Origin of the sequence: Streptomyces sp. AK02-01A (assembly GCF_033795305.1) — a bacterium.
In the GTDB taxonomy this organism is placed as follows: domain Bacteria; phylum Actinomycetota; class Actinomycetes; order Streptomycetales; family Streptomycetaceae; genus Streptomyces.
Genome location: NZ_JARBAE010000004.1, coordinates 97,026 through 116,074, shown reverse-complemented (window position 1 = coordinate 116,074; position 19,049 = coordinate 97,026). Strand labels below are relative to the sequence as shown.

The following is a 19,049-nucleotide window of genomic DNA, read 5'->3' as shown; positions in this document are numbered from 1 at the left end:
TCAGGAAGATGCTCTGGGTCCTGCTCGGCGAAATGCCGTTGCAGGCCAGAGAGAATGTGGCGTGGGACAGCCGCGCGCTCTATCTCGACTTCGGGAGAAAGATTCTCGAACTGCGCGACGCCATACAGGATTCCGTCCGTGACGCGAGCAACTCGCTGCCGCCGGAGGTCGCGCGGCGGTATGTGCGGGGCCTGTCGCTGCTGACCGACGACGGAGGTGTCAACCACCTCAAGGAGATGGTCGACCAGCTCGACGACATGGCCGACGGCCAGATCAACTACTCGATGAAGATCCAGGAGGCGAAATGGGAGATCATCTCCGAGATCGTCATGCTCCTCATCGAGCTGGCGTTTCTGGCCGTGATGGCGGCGTTCACAGGCGGTACGTCCATCTCCCAGATGGCGCTGGCCAGGGCCAGGAGCCGACTGGCGATCCTGATGACCATCGACCGGCTGGTGCGGATGACCCATCTCGCACCGGCCCTCAGCGAGGCGATCGAGGAGGCCATCCAGACGCTCGCGGTCAAGCTGGCCCAGATCGCCCTCAACCCTCCTCGGCGCAAGCCGCCCGGTATTGACTGGGGAGACATCGGCAAGGCGGCGGCGTTCGGCGCCTTCGCCGGATTCTTCGAGGGAGCGCTCGACCGGTTCTCTCCTTACTTCAAGAACTGGCTCAAAGGCGGATTCGACAACTTCGACGACTTCGTGAAGAACAATCCCTTCACCGCGAAGATATTGAACGGCTCCTATGAGGTACCGACCATATTCGTGGTGTCCGGGATCAGTGAGTCCGCGGCCGAGGTGTTTGTCACCGGACTGTTCGACGGCAACTGGTCCTTCAAGTGGGAGACATTCGTAGGGTCCGGCACCAGCGGTATCTTCGGCACGTTCGCGGAGTCGTCGGTCGGAGGCGGAGCGAGCTGGCTGCGCGGCAAGTTCTTCTCCGGTCCTGCCGGTCCCGCCCCGTTCTCCGTGCGCAATGAGCTGCCTCCCGTGAGCGAGGTACGCGGCGGCGGAGACGGCCCGGGACCACGGCCCGCGCCGGGAGGTCCGGGCGCCGTCCTGAACGGCGGTGGAGTCCTCTCCGGGCCGCCGCCCGTGCCGCTTCCACCGCCCGTGCCGCTTCCACCGCCCGTGCCGCTTCCGCCGCCCGTCCTGCCGAACGGCGGTGTCAGCACGCCGCCGCCGACGGCCGCGCCGGACACCTCGCCGTACTCGGCACGCGACTCCCGCGCTTTCTCCGGCACCGGCGACTTCTCCGGCTCGGACACCTTCGCCGACTTCTCCGGCTCCAACGGCGTTCCACCGCCCGTGACGCCGATATCGCCACTGCCGCCGCCTCTGGCGCCGACGCCTCCCCTGATGCCGACGCCGACGCCGACGTACGGCTCGACGAGTCTTCCGACGCCGGCCGCCCATGTACCGACGCAGTCGAGCGCGACACCGCCGCACCTGCCGGGCGGCACCGGCGACGCGGACTTCCCGACGGGAGCGTCCAGGCCAGGGACGGGCGGAGGCACGACACCGACGGCGGCACCTCCGCCGGTCGCCTCTCCGCCGCCGGGCGCGCGTGGTGATGGCGTCAGCGACCAGCGGTCCCTGGACGACGACGGCTCCACGTCCGACACCGACACCGACACCGACACCGACACCGACACCGACACCGACACCGACACCGACACCGACACCGACGACCGCGAAGACCGCGCGGACGGTGTGGACGGCTCGACGACCGGTGGCGCTCCGTCCGTGCCCGGCGGCACGACGCCGCAGCTTCCGCAGACAGGGACCTCGTCACACGGCCAGGGCCAGGGCCAGCGGCCCGGCTCGGCCGACGGCGATGCGCCACGGCAGCCGTCCAGCGAGGAGACAGAGACAGAGACAGACACCGATACCGATACCGAGCCGGGCACCGAGACCGAGAACGGTCCAGGGACGGAGACCGGCCCGCAGTCGGCCGATCTCCTGATCCCGGGCGCCGTACCGGCAGCGGCGGCGGGCACCACCGGCACGGGCAGCGGCGATCCGGTCTGGGACGTCGCGCGGGACGGGACGGAGCCGGTCACGCGGTCGCACACCTGGGTCGACCCGGTCTCCACGCCTCCCGACCCGCGACAGCCGGGCCGGACCACACAGTTCGTCGTGCATTCGAAGTTCGATGTGCGCCGCTTCGAGCACCACGGCGAGTGGGTCAGCGATCTGACAGTCAAGATCGGAGCCGGCGGCCCGGACGGAATGCCGGAGAGCGTCTGGGAAAAGGTATGGAGCGGTGTCGAGGACATCCTGAACGCTCCCGGACATCGGCTGCCCAACGGCGACCTTCTGCATGTGACCGTCGAGCAGGTCGCGAACGATCCGCACCCCAACGGCCTCAATGTCCAGTTCGTCGGCCGCGACCAGCAGATGACCCGCTCGGCCTGGTGGGCCGACGCCGATCCCATCGACTATGTCCACGAGATCACGCACCAGCTCGGGCTGCGTGACGAATCACCGCACACGACCGCGCCGCACCGCCCGGACATCGCGGGCAGTCTGCTCGGCGACTACACCCGTGCGGCTCCGGCCGGACTCGCGCAAGGCGGTCTGCGCGACCGCCATCTCCGCCTCATCGCCGCGCATATCGGCGATATCACGCCCGCCACTGCGGGCCCGGCCGGCGGCGGCCGGAACTCCGCGGCCGACGGGACCGTCCCGCCACCGCCCGTACCGCTGCCGACGGTCGGCGGACGACTCGGCGCGGAACCGTACACGCCGGTGCCGCCCAAGGCCGCCGTGCCTCCGCAGGTGCTCACGAGCGGCCCGGCCACGGAGCCGGCGCTGGACCCCGAGCCGGTGTTCCAGACCACCGAACCGGTCCAGACCCTGGCCCTCACACCGAAGCCGATACCGCAGGAGACCTCCGGCAAAGAGACGGACGAACTGCTCGACAAGGAGCCGGAGAAGACACTCGACAAGGAGCCGGACAAGGAGCCCGAGAAGACATCGGAGAAAGCACCGGAGAAGAAGGCGCCGCAACCGCCGGTGAAGGCGAAGGAGTGGATCACCACCACTCTCGACCGCATCCGGCCTCCTCGCCTCGACCGGCGCATCCCCAGGCCATTGGCCGGACGCCGGGATCCGGTCGAGTTCGACGACGGCAGCCGTATGCCCGCCTATATCGACGACATCCAGTCACTCCTGCCGGGCCTGCCGGACGATGTCCTGGCCGAACTCCTTCTGAGTTCGGTCAGCTTCGGACACAGCGATCTCGCGCTGCGCGGTATCGAGCAGGTGATGGCGGAGATCGCGAGAACACTGCGGATGAGCCCGGCCGTCCGGCCGAAGGACCCGAAGCCGGGCGGTCCGGAAGGCGTCGGCCTGCTGGCGGACATGACGAGCGCGCTCACGCACGAGCCGAAGAGCGTGACCGGTGACGGACGCGTGTTCACGTACACCAGCGTCGACGGCAGTCCCCGGAAGCTGCGGCTCGTGGCGCGCCACTACGGAAGCTGGGAGCGGTTCACCGACGAGTACGGCAATCCGGCCAAGGTCGACGGCATGAGCCGGGCGGTCACCACGGCCGGCCAGAGCAAGATCATGCAGTCCGTCACCCAGATCGGGGCCGGCGGCCCGATCGGCCCGGCGGGCAGCGCCGTGTTCGGTGGTTTCGGCCGTGTCGGGCTGCGGTTCGCCTTCACCAACAAGGTCGGCTACACGCAGACGGACCAGGGCACGAACCAGATGGAGACGCGTGCGCTGGACGGCTCGCATGTGCATCTCGACGACGTCTACTACGACGTGCGGGTGACCGACGCCGACGACCGGCCCGTCAGCGGCCCGGAGATCCTGGCGATCACCGGGCCCGGTGGCCGAGCGACGGACGCCACCGTCGACGCCACCGCGAAACCGGCCGTGCCGGAGACCGGGACCCGCTCCGACAACGCGTCGCTGACCGTGTCCGACGACCGGTCCGCGACCGGTTCCGACGACCAGGACCCGACCGATGCCCTGGCTCCCGTCCGTGCTCCGCGCAATCCGGCGCTGTTCGGCTTCGCCGTACGGAACGGGCTGACGGTGCGCCTGCCGGACAGCATGACCAAGAAGGGCCGGCCGGGCCGGATACCGCGGTCGATCGAGCTCAGCCGGAACTCCGCGTACCGGCTCGTCCGCAGCGAGGGCTTCGGACCCGTCGCCATGATCCGCGACTGGGCGGCCGGCGAGATCGACGCGCGGCCCGGCAGCAGTGCGTACCGCGAGCTGAACGCGTTCTTCTCGACCGAGAGCTTTCAGCGTCACGCGCGGGCGCAGGCGAACGGCAGGGTCACCACCGTGCCGCTGTTCGCCGACGACAAGGCGAAGACACCGCTCGGTGTGTTCGTGGTGGACGTGGAGCCCGTCCGGGCGACCCTGATCACCGAGACGTCCGACGCCGAGATGCGGGACATCAACACCTCGGCGGTCCGCAACGAGCGGAGCCTCGCGAAGACGGCGGCGTTCGGCGTCGACGGTGTCGCCGGACCCGCGTTCAACATCTTCGACCTGGGAAACGGCACTCTCAACCTGCGGCTCCAGTTCGGCCCCGCCTTCCGGTATCTCTTCTCCGTGTCCCGCTCCGGCGCGCTCGGCGGCTCAGGAGCGATCAAGTCGTCGGGCCAGGTGAAGGGCGATCTCACCGGCCTCTATCTGGTCAAGAAGACGGTCCATGTGTCCCGGAGCGGCAGTGGCGCGCCCGCGACGGCGTTCCACACCTGGAGCGTGGACCGGATGACCCGTACCGAGGCGCGCAGGCTGGCGCGGTGGGACGACGGTACGAGGCTGACGGTGCGCGGCGGCGTGCCGGAACCGTTCTCACCCGCCTATCTGACCCGGGACCGGCCACCGCTCCTGGGCATGCACCGGGTGGAGGAGTTCACGTTCGACGACGGTCTGCGGACCCGCGCGAACGGCGCGGGATCCGCGCCCACCTTCCTGGACGCCTTCGCCGACGACGTGCTGGCGGCCATCGACGCGGCCTATCCGGGCCTCGTCGCCAGGCTCGACCAGCTCGCGCCGCCGACGCAGAGGAGCCTGCGCGGCCGGGTCAGGGCGCTGCTGGACTCCGACGGCGCGGCGCCGGCGAACGGCCTCGTACGCTCGCGATGGCGGAACGCCGAGGAGTACCAGACGGCGCTGTCCAACACCCTGGAGGTCCTCGCCGCTCTGTCGCACCAGACGATGTCGGGCAATCTGGAGGCGCTGACGACGACCGGCATCAGGATCCGCATGAACGAACCGGGCCTGATCGGCCAGGGCCACCGCTACGTCTGGCTGCGCGGCGAGCTGACCAACCGGCGTTACGAAGGCAGGCAGGACGATCTCAAGCTGCGGTACAGCTCCATCGGCGTCGAACGGCTGGACGGCCAGAAGGGCGCGAAACGCGTCAGGGAGGCCGGATTCGACGGTCAGGCCGCGTTCCGCGACCCGAGCACCGACGACATCGGCGCACCCAGCAACGCGGGAGTCCTGACGGTCGGTGCGCGCGCCGGACTGCAGACAGAACTGGAGACCGGATTCGGCGCGACCGCCACCAATGAGCCGATGGCGGTGAGCCTCGGGCCGTCCCACCAGTACCGCTACGATCTCTCGCTCACCGTGGACCGCGGTGGTTACTGGCGGTTCCGCGGACTGTTCCGCGGGGTCGCCACTCTCGGCCTGCTGGGGACACAGCCGTTCGTCCACAGCCAGCCGAGGAATGTGCTGATCGGGACGGACGCGATCGGCCGTCCGGTGGGAGGCGGCCCGAGGACCGGACAGGTGCTGATCAGCATCCCGGACCGGCACGCACCGGCGGTGGATCCGCACGCGCCGCGAGCGCTCAATCCGTATCTGTCGCTGCGCGGCCCGCTGCCGGTCCAGCACATGAAGGCGGACCGGGCCCGCGCGCTGGCGCTCGGAGATCTGTCCAGGCCGGGACCGCTGGTGCGTACGGAGGATCTCGTCGGCTCCGGCGCTTCCGCTCCGGCCGGCGCTTCCGGACCTGGCGGCGGGCGCGGTTCGCGGATGTTCCAGGATCTCCAGAACCATCCGTTCCTGATCGTGAGCGTGGCGGCGCCGGACGCTCTCCTGCACAGCCTGAACGATGTCCTGCGGATCGCGTCGGGCGGTGCCTGGCAGCTCACCGAGGAAGGAACGCCGACCCGCGAGGCGGTCCTGCGTGCCTTCCAGCCGCAGTATCTGACGGCCAACTTCGACCAGAGTTCGGGGCCGCTGGGCTGGAGCGCCGGCGGTCTGATGGGCAAGGGGCCCTATGCGACGCTGTGGGCGACATTCCGCCATCTCACGGCCGTGGCCGACATCCAGGCCCTGACCGGAGCGGTGCCGATGGACACCGAGATGACTCTCGGCGGCACCGGTCTGGCGTCCGGCAAGATCAGCCGGACCACCTCCTTCTTCTCCGGCGGGCAGCTCGTGTACGCCAAGCCGCACAGTGCCGGGCCCGGAATGCTCGGCAACTACGGCCTGGTCGTGAGCCCTTACTCGTCCTCGAACGCGAAGAGCCGGAACGTCATCAGGACCGTTGTCGCCGATATGAACCGAAAGGGTTTCGGCCACCACGTCCTGGCCGGAGGGACGGCCGAGCACTGGCTCGCGCTGGCGTCGAGCCTGCTGGGTACCGGCGCGGTGGGCAAGCCGTTCGTACCGAAGTGGCTGGCCGGAGCGGCGGGACAGCGCACGATCGTGCCCGGCGGATGGCTGGCGCATGTGCCGGAGAAGAGCGCCTACGCCATCGGTCTCATCGACGACGGCCTCGGAGAGATGCCGCGCTACACCGAGCAGACCTGGTCGCCCCAGCCATGGCTGAAGGGCAACAACTTCGGTACGTATCCGGTCAATACGCTGAATACGCTGGCCGTGCTGGCGGCCTTCAACCGGAAGGTGAGCACGCTCGGACTCGACACGGCGGGCCAGGAGCGGATCCGCACGCTGGTGTCGGCGCGTCTCGTGCGCTCCCTCGACAAGGAGATGACAGGTGTCGGCTCCTCGGTGCCCGTGCGGACCGGTGCGTGGGGCTGGCACAGCGTGCGGATCGGCAGCCGGCACGTCCGGGTGCGGGTCCGGCTGATCCCTGGCACCCCGACCTTCGAACTGCTCGACCACAGTGTGGAGATGGAGGAGAACCGGCGCGCCATCGAGACCGTCGGTGAGGGCTCGGACGCCACCAGCGGAGCCGATCTCGGCTATCTCGTCAGCGAGATGGTGCACACCGGTGACGGGACGGCTGCGGCCTCGGGACCCACGTACACGGAGACCGGCTCCGGCCGGCGGACGATCGGGTCGAGCCATGCCACCACGACCTTGACGGTGTTCCGGGCGGCGTCCACGGAACCGTACGCCGAGATCGCCACGCCGTACCGGCTCCAGATCGCGCTGGAGATGGACGACGAGACGGCGGACGGCGACGACAACGCCGACGCGGCCGGGAGGACGCTGCTGGAGCGGGCGGTCGCGCACCGCGACCAGTTCACGGGCAGGCGGAGGATCACCGAGGAGGGCGCGGTCGGCTCGCTGCGGGAGCATGTGCCGCTCAGCCTGATGGCGCCGGATCCGGGCCCCGACGATCCGCCGGTCGATCCGCGGCTGGCGCCGCCTCGGCTGACCGGCCTCAGAGCGCCGGCACCGGGCTTCGACGACTACATGCTGGGGCCGGACACCTGGCACGCGGACGGCACGCTGAAGCCGTTCGTCTTTCCTCCGCACGGCTTCGACGTCCGCAGGATCGTCGGCCTCGGCGACATCCAGGCGGCCAGCACCTATGCCATCGCCCTCTCGTACGACGCGTCCTTCTCCATCTCCGGACCGGACGCGCTGCGCCACGCCGAGAACACCGGTCTTACGCGTCCGGGCACCGGCTCCGCGCAGGCGCTGGAGGACGGTACGACCAACGCGGCGCTCACCGCGTTCTTCAGCCAGGCCGCGGCGGACGGCGGCTATCAGGTGGCCGGTCTGACCGAGAAGAACCTGATCGGCACGGAGTCCGCGCGACTGGACCTGCGCGCCAAGCCCGACTTCAGCCGCGCGCTGCTGCTGACGGTCGCCGACGGCATGAAGATGGAGGTGCTCAGCCGCGTCAGCGAGGGCGCGAGCACCTCGGTGTCCCGGGAGAACGCCCAGGACTCCGCGATCGGCGCCGGAGTCCTGGTGAGTTCTCCGCAGACGGGCCTCAACCAGCTCGGCGCGTCGGGCACGGGCCCTTACGCGGCCGAGGGCGACGGCATCACGACAGGCGTGGACCACCTCGCCTCGATCAATGTCAAGCCGAAGACCGGCCGGGCGTTCCTGTTCGCCATTCCCACCGCCTGGCTCAGCGTCGCCGAGGTGCGGCGCGGCATCAAGGACACCAGTCTCCTGCGAGCGGTCGGCGGGACATTCGGCCATGTCAGGCCCGGACTGAAGACCGTCACATCCGAGGCGTTCGCGCTCGCCTGGATCCGGGACGACATCGCCAGGGAACTGGGCCTGATCAGTGACACCAACTTCCCCAAGCGGGTCAGCGACGCCTGGGACGCCGTCACCAGCGCGAGCAAGGCGTTCGTCGCCGCCGACCAGGCGTATGTGAAGAAGCGCAGGACGGTCGCCGGTCTGCGCGCGGAGCTGGAGGCCGCGCGACTCGTCCTGGACGAGGCGGAGACGGCGGCCGCGGCGGCGGCGCGCCGGCTGGAGCGGGCCCTCGACCCCGCTGTCCTGGCGGACGCCGCCGTCGACCAGGCGCTGAGCGATCAGACCCGGGACCTGGAGATCGCGCGAAGAGGCGAGGAGGAGGCACAGCGGGCGCTCGACTCCTTCGACGGACTCGACGAGAGTGAAGCCGCCCATGAGGACTGGGCGGAGCTGCTGCGGGAACAGATCGAGACCGCCGGAAAGGACCTGGCGGCGGCCGAGCTGACCGCGGCCGGTCTGCGTACGGCCGCCGCCGCGCGGGTCAGCGCCGCACGTGCCCGTAAGGAGCGGGAGGACCGGCGACTCGTCGGGCCCAGGCAGGCCGCGGTCACCGCCGGCCGGCAGGTCGAGCGGGCCACCGCCGGGTGGGACGCGGCCCGCACCGCGCTGGAGAGCCGTGAAGCGGAGGTCGCCGAGCTGGAGACACGGGCGAAGAGCGTGGTGAGCGAGTACCACCGGGTGCGTGGCGCGGCGGACCGGCTCACCCGCTGGCACCAGGAGGCGGCGACGGGGGAGGGCCAGGCACGCCTCGGCGATCTCGAAGAACCGCCTCCGGTCACCTTCCGGGCGCCGCCCAAGCCGGCCGCGCCGGCGAAGGCCCCGCCGCCACCGGCGTACACGAGGACCGAGACGGCCGACGGCACTTGGCTGGTCTCGCCGGAGAACGTCCGGTACACGCTGCACGATGTGCCGAGGGACGGCGACGCCTTTCTGTACGCGCTCGCCGAGGGCCTCGACAGGACCGCGCCAGGTCTGCTCGTCAAGCACGGTGTCGATCTCACCGACCCGCCGGCGGCGCTGGTCCGGCTGCGGGAACTGCTGGCGAGCAGGCTGAGCGACCCGGCCGACGCGGACCTGCTCGACCTCGTCGCGCCGGACGAGACGGACACCTTCACCCATGACGAGGTCGCCGGCGCGGGCCTGGGCCCGGCGGATCCCGGTGGGCTCGGCCAGAACACGCCGGGCCGCCGGGAGTTCGACGCGCTCGGCGGACTGATGCCGCACTCCGTGACGCTGGATCCCGCGACGCGGGCCGCGCTGGCGGCGGCGCAGATCAGACGGCCGGGCAACGCGCCCGCGGAGACCGGATGGGACCACTCGGCCGGTGACCTGCTTCCGATTCTGGCGGCGCGGACGTTCGGCGCGCACATCACGGTCGTCGGGAGTGACGGACGTTTCCAGGACTTCACTCCCGGCACGCGCGAGGACACGGGACAGCTCAAGGTGCTGCTCGACGGTGCTGAGCGCGCGCGTCCGCATGTGGTGCTGAGCCTGGACGATCGCCACTATCAGCTCGCGGTGGTGGCCGAGAGCGAGTCCGAGGAGACCAAGGGCAAGGAGCCGGAGAGTGAGAAGCCGGAGAGCGAGAAGCCGAAGGGCGGCGAGGAGACCAAGGGCAAGGAGCCGGAGAGTGAGAAGCCGAAGGACAAGCCGTCGGAGGACGGATCGCCGAAGGACGAGAAGCGGACGGTCCGTCCTCCTCAGGGCGTACCCGCCAGAGGCGAGCCGGTGCGGGTGCCGGCCACCGGCGAGTGCCTGCTCTTCTCGTTCATGGCGAGCGATCCCGAGTACGTACGCGACCGCCTTCCCGGTCTGGCCACGGACGACCCCGCCGCGTACGCGTGGCTCGGCGACCCCGATCAGGTGCGCAATGAACTGAGCAGCCACGCCGAGATCTTCTCCACGACCGCGCACCTGCCGGTCGGCCTCTCGAACAGCGTCGTCGCGGCGATGCGCACCTACGTGGCGGATTACGTCGAGGCGAGCGGCGGCCGGCTCCATCCTCAGATCGTCAGACAGCTCCGGATGACGACGGAGAGTGAGTTCGCGCGGAGAGTGAACGGAATGCACCGCGCCCGGCTGGTCACTCTTCTCGCACACCACGACGTCGACTGGGAGACGCTCGTCGACCGCAGCGACGCGGGACTGCGCACCGAGCTCACCGCTCTCTACGCGACGAGCCCGGCGCCGCTGGACAGCGACGAGTTCGGCGCCGTCATGGACGCCGTCGTGGACTGGCGGCGGCATTGGATGACATCGGTGGGCGAGGTCTTCCTGCCGCTGCTGGCCCACGCCTTCGAGGCTCGGATGGAGGTCGCCAGGGACGCACGCCGGGTCACCGAAGCAGGGCCGGAGAACGTCGACCGTGTCATCGAGGTCCACTACAACGGCTCGAACCACTACAACGGCAGCGCCGCCGGAGTGCGTGATCTGCTCGCGTTCGGTAACGCGGTGGTTCCCAAGCGGATCAAGGACGAGGAGCGGGACCTGGAGGGACACATCCGGGCGAACCCACTGTGGATACCGCTCGACGAGGTCGATCCCGACCTGCTGATCACGGCGAACCAGGACGCCGTCTGGCTCTATACGGTCACCAGCGACGGCCGCGTCCTGCTGGGCAGCGAGAAGCCCAGCGCCATCATCACGCCGGAGCAGTTCGACGCTCTGCTCGCCGGAATGCGGAAAGCCGACCCGGAGCTGACGGCCGAATCGCTGCGCGGGCATCTGGACGGGCTGGGACACACCGGGATCGCGGCACGCTTCGACGAGCTCGGCAAGACGCTGCCCGGGATGAGCCGGGTGTCCGGTGAATTCCTCTGGAGCCCGACACGACAGCGGTGGACGGTGAACGACAAGTCGGGCCGCTATATGAGCGAGTCGGTCAGACCGGGACTGGATCCCGAGAAGGCGGGAGAGTGGCTGGAGAATATCGCGCAGCAGTTCAGCGAGCGGCTGGGCGTGGTGGTCAGGCCCGACCAGGTCAAAACGGCGGCGCCGCCACCACCCGCGCCGCCACCACCCGCGCCGCCGCTGACCGGAGCGCCGCTCACCGCGCCGCCGGTCACCGGACCGCCGCCACCACCCGCGCCGCCACCACCCGCACCACCCGCGCCGCCGCTCACCGGACCGCCTGCGCCGCTGACCGGACCGCCGGTCACCGGACCGCCTGCGCCGCTCACCGGCGCCGCGATCGGTGACCTGTTCGCCGAAGCGCTGCTGCGGCAGCCGGAGCTCCAGAACGCCGGTCCGATTCTGCCGGCCGGCGATGTGACAGTCGCGGAACTCGCGGCGGCCGGAGTGACCCTGAGTGCTGGTCAGGCCGCGCAGGCCGTCCTTCTCGGCGGCTCGCTGAGCATTGCCGACGCGGGCCTGACACCACTTCAGCAACTGCGTCTGCTGCTGCGGCGCGGGAGTCCGGCCTCGGGCGAGAGCGTCGATACGGCGGCGGCCGTGGCGGCGGCCACGCTCGGTATCGACATCGTGGTCGACGGGCCCGGTGAGCAGACCCGGCGGTTCGGTCCCGGGACCGGACCGGTGGTGCGGCTCTTCTTCGACGGCGAGAGATTCACCTCGGCGGGAACCTCATAGGCACATGGTGTGCGGGGCCGGTGGGGACGTGCCGAGAATGCCGTCGATGCCCTGAGTGTCGCCCTTTGTTCATCTTTCCTTCATGTGTCAATGGTCCCTTTTCCAAGGCAAGTTGAGGTGACGTCGGTCCGGTGTGGCAGGCGCTGAATTCTCTTCGGTCATTGACTGGAGAAACTGCCGGGAGCCAATTGTCCGGGTGTGCTGTCTGTGAACTAATGTCCATGGAGAACCTGGCTGACGCTGCGACAGATGAGGACCGTATGAGTGAGTCCGGAGCCGGCCTGTGAGCCGCTGGTCCCTGGGGCGCAAGGGATCCTCCGGGCGGCGCGCGGCATCGCCCTCAGGTCCCGGAGCGGACGCGGACGGACCGGGCGGAGCGCGTCCCGGACCCGGACCGGCGTTCGCCGTCGAGGAGTACGACGGCCTGCTGCTGCTCCGGCTCTCCTCGGACGAGACACTCAGTTCCGCCGATGTCGACGATCTGGTCCGCGCCTTCGCTTCGGACGACGACCACACGGTGACCGTGGTGGCCGGGGCCGACGAATCGTCGGCGGCGGCGATGTGGCCGCGCCTCGGCACACTGCTCGACTCTCTCCGCGAGGAGGACATCACCACCGTCAGGCTGGTCATGTCCGGTGCGGGCGAGGACCGTCCGGACCGCCAGGCCGTGGCCCGCCGTATCGCCGACGCCTGGGGCCTTGAGGTGATCGCTCCGGACGGCGTCGTCCTTGTCGTCCCCGGCGGTGGCCTCTTCGTGCCCGGACGGCGCACCGACTCCGGGGCCGAATCCGGCTGGTGGAGCTTCGCGCCCGGCGCCGAGCCGGTGCCGCTGGGACCGCGCCAGCCGGCTCCGGCCTGGCAGCCCCGGGCCGGAAGTCTGCCGGCGAACACCGGGAGCGGCTGCGTCGTCGAGCAGATACCGGCCGGGCTGCTGATACGGCCGAAGGAGGCGATCGCGCCGAGCCCGGGCGATCTGTGTTACGCGATCCCGGTCGACCGTCGCGGGCCCACCGTGCTGGTGGGCGTGGTGGACGGCGAGGACGTCCTGGCGGCCGATGTGGTGGAGGCCGTCATGGCGCTGCCACCGTCGGCGCGCTCTCATGTCCGGATCGCTCCCGGCGGCCGCAGGGATGTGCTGAGCACCGGCCAGTCGGTCGCCGACGCTCTTGAATCCGATGTGGTGGTCCATACCGGCCTGCCGCTTCTCTCCAGTGGTTCGCACGGCGGCCTGACCGGACGGAACACCGTACGGGCGACGTTCGCGGACGCCGACGGCGTACCGCGCTGGCATCCGTACGTGGACGCGGTGGAGTGTCTCCCGGCGAAGCGGACGGACGGGACGGCGCCGAGCCCGCGCCTGTTGCGGTGGAGTCCGCCGGTACCGGGCCGCGGCAATACGGAACACGGCGTGGTGCGGCTCTCCGACCGCTGGCAGGTCACCGTGACCAGAGCGGGCCTGTGGGTCAGCGGGCGCGACGGCCGACGGCTGTCGTCGACGACGCGTCCGGTGTCCGCGGAGGGACCGGTGATCGAGGTCGGCCGTCCCGGAGAGCCGCTGGACCTCTCGCTGTGGCCCGAACTCTCCAGGCTTCTCGCGGGACTCGGCGCCGATGTCTGCGCGCGGGCCAGGCTGCATGTGCACGGCACGGCCGTGGACGGTGGACGCGAACTGCGCCGGCTGGCGGGCCGCCACCAGGTACGGAGCATCCGCTTCGCGACCCGGCCCGCGCCCGCTCCCGGAGAGCCGCGCGCACCGGCCGCCGCCGCGCGCCCGCCTGTGGCTGTCCGGCCGGCCGTACCGGAGGCGGCAGCCGCGCCCGCGCCCGGCCGCGCAGTGCGTCCGTCCATGGTGAGTACGGCTCCGGCGGCGGACAACGGCCCGCACAGGCGGCCGGAGCCGGGCCCGGCGGGACCCGCGGTCGCGGGCGCCACGGCGGCCGGTGCCAGGCCGGCCAGGACCGAGCCGACGGCACGGAAGACACGGCCGGAGGAGAGACCGGAGGCGAAGCCGGAGCATCAGCCGGCAGAGCCACCGAAGCCACCGAAGCCACCGAAGCCACCGAAGCCACCGAAGCCGACGGAGACGACGGAGACGACGGAGCCGGAGCGTACGGTGGCGGCGGCGCCACCGCTCTCGCCGCCCGTGCCGGACCCTGTGCCCGACCCCGTCCCGGACCCCGTGCCGGACCCGGCACCGGCGCGGCGGCCCGAGCCCTCCCGCATATCCACCGCGACGTCCGGTCCCGCAGGCGATCCGGCGCGCACTCCGGCGCCCGCGCCGGTGACCGTCCTTCCGCCGGTCCCGTTCCATCCCGGTCACAGCAGCACCGAGGCGGAGCGGACCGCGTTCCGGACGCTCGCGGACACGGTGTGGGAGCGGCATGGCGCCGCCGTGGTCCGTACGCTCACGCGGATGCCCGCGCTGCGCGGCCAGGAGCAGGAGGCCGCGCGCGCCGACCTGATCGCGCTCCAGCTCTATCTCCGCACGGCGGAGGGCCCGTTGAGCCATGACGCGCTGAACACGGCCCTGCGGTCGGGCGACGAGCGGCTTCTGCCGTACGCCGCCTGTGTGGCATCGGGTCTGCGGCGCCTTCCCTCCTTCAGAGGGACCGTCCTGCGGGGCGCCGCCGCTGTTCCTGGCGGTGCGGACGGAATCTCGCCGGGAAGCGTGCTGCGCGATCCCGGCCCGGTGAGCGCGCTGCCTCTCGACAGCGATGGACCCGTGCCCGGAGGCGCGCGCTACGCGATCTGGTCGGTCACCGGCCGACGAGTACGACAACTGTTCGACGCGGCAGGCTCCGCCGAGCCGCACGACGAGGTGGTCTTTCCGCCGGGCACGGCGTTCCGGATCCTCGATCTCCGGCCGGACGGCGGATCACCTCTGATCTTGCTCCGTGAACTGCCCGCCGCGCCGCCGGACGCTCCTTTCCGGCAGGGCCCACCTGACGACCAGGACCGGGCCGTGCTCGCGCGGCTGGACGAATCGCTGAGCCGACGCCCGGCAGCGGCGGGCCCGTATCACTGGCCGGACCGCTGCTCAGGGCCGGTCGGCCCCAACGGCAACTGAATGGACTGCTGATGTCGCGTCAAGAAGGCGCTCCGCGACCGACGGTGCGCCGAGCCACCGCTCTGCCGCCGCTGACCGGTGAGTCCGGTCCCGGCCTCGTCCTCGCGCCGCGAGCAGGCGCCGGGGCCGCTCCGGCGCCCGGTCCCGGCTCACCGGAGAGCACGGAGAGCACGGAAAGCACGGAAAGCACGGAGAGGAAAGAGAACGAGACGGAAAGCGCCGCCGCAGTACCGGGCCGGGCCGGCGCCTCCGTACCTGGCACGGCGCAGCCCGCCGCCACTCCCGTACCGGCCTCTGGGCCAGCGGCTGCCGGACCAGCGGCTCCCGAGCCCGGTGCGCCCGACAGCCGTGCCGAGCCGGAGCGGCAGGGCGAGGAGGCCGGCGCGGTCTCCGCCTCGGCAACCGCCGAGGGAGCGCCGTCCGAGCCGTCCGCCGGTGTCGCGGAGAGCGGCGAGCCGCCTTCGGGCCGTCCCAACAGGCCGCTGCTGGCGGCCGCGGCGATAGCCGGGACACTGCTCATCGGCGTCCCGCTCCTGTTCCTGGGAGGGCACGGCGACGAGAAGAAGACCGAAGCGTCCGCCGTCTCGCGGCTCTCCTCCGACACCGTGCTCAGAGACGACGAGTCCGCGCGGCAGCGCCCGGACGGCTACGCGCCCGCCTCGCCTTCCTCTTCTCCGAAGCGCAAGAAGACAAAGACGCCGCCCGCGAGCGACGTTCCGCGGTCGGCGGTGAGGTACTCCGCACCGTCCGGGCCCCCGCCGGAGAGCGCTCCGGCGAAGAGCCCGAAGCCGGCCAAAACCCGGGCCAAGGTCGTACGGGCACTGAGCAGTACGGGCGGCGTGCTGCCGACGAGCGCGAACTTCGACACGGTGACAGGCGTCCTGATCAAGAACACTATGACCGGGCTGTGCGTCGACGTACCGAACTACGGCAAGGGCACGCTCAACGGCCCTGTCAACCAGTTCTCCTGCGACCGGTCCAGCAATGACAACCAGCGGTGGGATTTCGTGGTGAGCCAGAAAGGCGCGGGTCCCGCCGGCGCCGATCTCTTCACGATCCGTAACACCAAGGACGGCTACTGCTTCGATCTGCCGGACTACGGAGGCAGGCCCGCCGGTACGCGCGTGTACGAGTGGCATTGCGACCCGGGAGCGGGCGACAACCAGATGTGGTACCTCGACAAGAGGTCGAGCGGCCAGTTCTGGATCCGCAACTACTCCAGCGCCAACAGGTGCCTGGATGTGCAGGGTTACTACGGCGTCGGCGGACGCGACGCCCATCTCACCATCTTCGACTGCAACATCAAGGACGACCATCTGTGGTCGTTCTCCTGAGCCGTCCCGCTCCGACTCCCGGCTCGCGCGCTCGCCTTCACCGGCGGTACCGGGCCGCCGACAGCGACTCCATGGAGGAGTGATGTCCGCTCAGCGGACCCCCGATGCGAACGCCGACGTGTCCGCGGCCGGGACGGCCGCGGCCCGCGCCGCCGGTGCGCCGGTGGTGCGCCAGGCGGTCGCACTGCCCGGGGTGTCCGGAGCGCCGAACGGCGCGCTGAGACCGGCGCCGGAACGCGCACCGCGTACGGTGCAGAACGCCGCCATGGCAAGCACGGCACCGGCCGAGGCGGCACCGGCACCGGCCGAGGCGGCACCGGTCGCCGCGCCGCCGGGAGCGGAGCCCGGAGAAGAGGCGCCGGTCGCCGCGACGGCGGGCCGGGCGGCTCCTCCGGACGTACCGGCGGCCGACACGGAAGAACCCCCGGCGCCCGGCCGTCCGAAGAAGCCGCTGCTGGCCGCCGCGGCCATCGCGGGCGCGCTGCTGGTCGCGGTGGCGTTTCTGATGGCGTCCGACGGCAGCGGCAAGGACCGGGCGGCCGTGGCGACGCGGTCCACGGACGGCACGGTCCTCCAGGACATCCCACCGGGTGGCGCGGAGGTGTACACGGCCGAGTCGCCGTCTCCTTCCGCCTCGCCCGGTCACAGCGTCGCTCCGACCCGGCCTCCCAGCGGCGGCGAGAAGGCGAAGCCGGCGACGGCCGCGCCGCAGGCCGAGCCGGAGAAGAAGGCCGCGGCGCGGAAGGCACCGGCACCGACCCGCGAGGCCGCGCCGCCGGCCGCGAAGGCTTCCACCGCCGGGCGTGCTCTGGTGAGCGCCCAGTCCGGGAAGTGCCTGAGCGCCGTCAACGGCAAGGACGGCAGCCAACTCCAGCTCTGGCCCTGTGACGGCTCCGCCGCGCAGCGCTGGGACTTCAGAGCGGACGGCACCATACGTGCCATGGGCCTGTGCATGGATGTGGCCGGTGGCTCGACGGCGAACAGTACGGCGATCCAGGTGGCGGTGTGCAGCGGAAATGGCGCGCAGCAGTTCTATCTCAATGACACCGAGGATCTGGTCGCGCGGTCGGCGACCAAGTGCGTGGACATCTACGACGGACGCACCGGCAATGGCACTCCGGCGATCCTGTGGCCCTGTACCGGCACGAAGAACCAGACCTGGACCCTGGGCTGACCGGCCGGGCACCGGCACCGTAGCGGAAAGATGTTCGAATCTTTGGCCGCTCGGCCGTCTTCCTTGACCACTCCACTCCCACGGCAGCGCACGCGTGGATTGTCAGCTTTATGGTGGAAGTGCGGAGGTGGCAGATCCATACCCACGCTTGAGGGGTCACATGGACGACGACGCCGAGATCGCGGAAGAGCTGGAAGAGCCGGAAGAGCCTGATGAGGCCGACGAGGAAGAGGAGCCGTACGAGGCGGAAGAGGTCGACGAGGGATCGGTGGTCGAGCCGAGCGGCGAACCGGATGTGCTGCTCGATGTTCCCACTCTCCATATCGAGGAGATCAACCTTGAGGTCGAGGATCTGCGGGCGCGGGTGTCGCTCCAGGCGGAGGTGCTCGATCTGCTGAAGCTCAATGTCGGAGCGGACGTGGCCCTGGGCCGCGTCGAGCTCGACATCAAAGGCGTCGAGGCGCAGGCGCTGCTCAAGGTCCGGCTCGACAATGTGCTCACCGTTGTCGACCGCCTGTTGACCTCGGTCGATCGCAATCCGCAGATTCTTGAGCATCTGACCGCCTCTCTCGGTTCGGCGGTCCGTGATGTCGGACGAGGCGGCGGAGCGGCGGTCGGCGAACTGGGACGCGGTGTCGGAAAGGCCGGCGAGGCCGTCGGCGAAGGCGCCGGAAAGGCCGTGGGAGAGGTCGGCGAAGGCGCGGGAAAGGCGGTTGAGGACGTCGGCGAAGGCGCGGGCAAGAGCGCTGAAGCGCTGGGGGAGGGCGCCGCGGAGACGGCGAAGGGTGTCTCCGAAGATGTCGGCGGCGGTGCGCGAGAGGCCATCGAGGGCACGGCCGAGAGTACGCACGAGACCGCCACCGGCGGCCGTACGCGGAAGAAGGCCACGCGCGGAGTGTCCGGCTCGGCGCGGAAGGATTCCGGCGGTCGGGGCGAGGCGCCGCGCCGTCGACCGGTGCGCGGGCGCGAGAAGGAAGAGCCGGAACCGGAAACGGAAGAACCGGAAACGGAAGAGCCGGAAGGAGAAGAACCGGAGCCGGAACGGCCACGCAGGCGTAAGCGCCGACCGTAGGGCCGTAGGTACGGATTCGTGGCGCGGCGCGCGGAGTTGTGGCCTCGTGGGCCACGCACCGAGGAGCGGACGGCCGACTGAATCCCGTCGGCGCGCTCCAACGGAGCTTCTCTCGCCATGATCTGATGGCACGTCACTTCCGCGAAGCTCTGCTCCTCCGCCGTATCCGTGGCCGGGCGCCGGTGTTCTGGCCGGCCGCCATGGAGAGTTCGGTGGCGTCGGCCCGTCATGTCCGGCACGCACCTTTTGCTCTGCGGTCGAGTGGCCTCCAAGACGCTTGCGTGTACGACGAGTTTCAGCCATCCGAAGTCCGGCGGCCGTCACCAGCCGCGGATCGCCTTATGTAACGCGTTTCGCG

General features: G+C 70.7%; 5 protein-coding genes. All 5 read left to right on the top strand.

Annotation, left to right across the window (positions count from 1 at the left end):
- Positions 1–8: 8 nt before the first annotated feature.
- The 5 genes from PV679_RS06600 (at position 9) to PV679_RS06580 (ending at position 18,691) form a co-directional block, all read left to right on the top strand.
- Positions 9–12,044, top strand: a complete 12,036-nt coding sequence (locus PV679_RS06600; protein ID WP_319679094.1) for a hypothetical protein — start codon at positions 9–11, stop codon at positions 12,042–12,044.
- Positions 12,045–12,327: 283 nt separating this feature from the next.
- Complete coding sequence (locus PV679_RS06595) at positions 12,328–15,111, top strand: hypothetical protein (protein ID WP_319679093.1); 2,784 nt, start codon at positions 12,328–12,330, stop codon at positions 15,109–15,111.
- A gap of 11 nt (positions 15,112–15,122) precedes the next feature.
- Positions 15,123–16,445, top strand: a complete 1,323-nt coding sequence (locus tag PV679_RS06590; protein WP_319679092.1) for an RICIN domain-containing protein — start codon at positions 15,123–15,125, stop codon at positions 16,443–16,445.
- A gap of 82 nt (positions 16,446–16,527) precedes the next feature.
- The gene (locus tag PV679_RS06585) at positions 16,528–17,619 is read left to right on the top strand and encodes a ricin-type beta-trefoil lectin domain protein (RefSeq protein ID WP_319679091.1); all 1,092 of its coding nucleotides are present in this window, start codon (positions 16,528–16,530) and stop codon (positions 17,617–17,619) included.
- 160 nt (positions 17,620–17,779) lie between these two features.
- Positions 17,780–18,691, top strand: a complete 912-nt coding sequence (locus tag PV679_RS06580) for a hypothetical protein (protein ID WP_319679090.1) — start codon at positions 17,780–17,782, stop codon at positions 18,689–18,691.
- Positions 18,692–19,049 lie beyond the last annotated feature (358 nt).

Coding starts and splice junctions, on each gene's coding strand:
- PV679_RS06580 (WP_319679090.1), top strand. CDS start 17,780: ATGGACGACGACGCCGAGATCGCGGAAGAGCTGGAAGAGCCGGAAGAG.
- PV679_RS06590 (WP_319679092.1), top strand. CDS start 15,123: ATGTCGCGTCAAGAAGGCGCTCCGCGACCGACGGTGCGCCGAGCCACC.
- PV679_RS06600 (WP_319679094.1), top strand. CDS start 9: ATGCTCTGGGTCCTGCTCGGCGAAATGCCGTTGCAGGCCAGAGAGAAT.
- PV679_RS06585 (WP_319679091.1), top strand. CDS start 16,528: ATGTCCGCTCAGCGGACCCCCGATGCGAACGCCGACGTGTCCGCGGCC.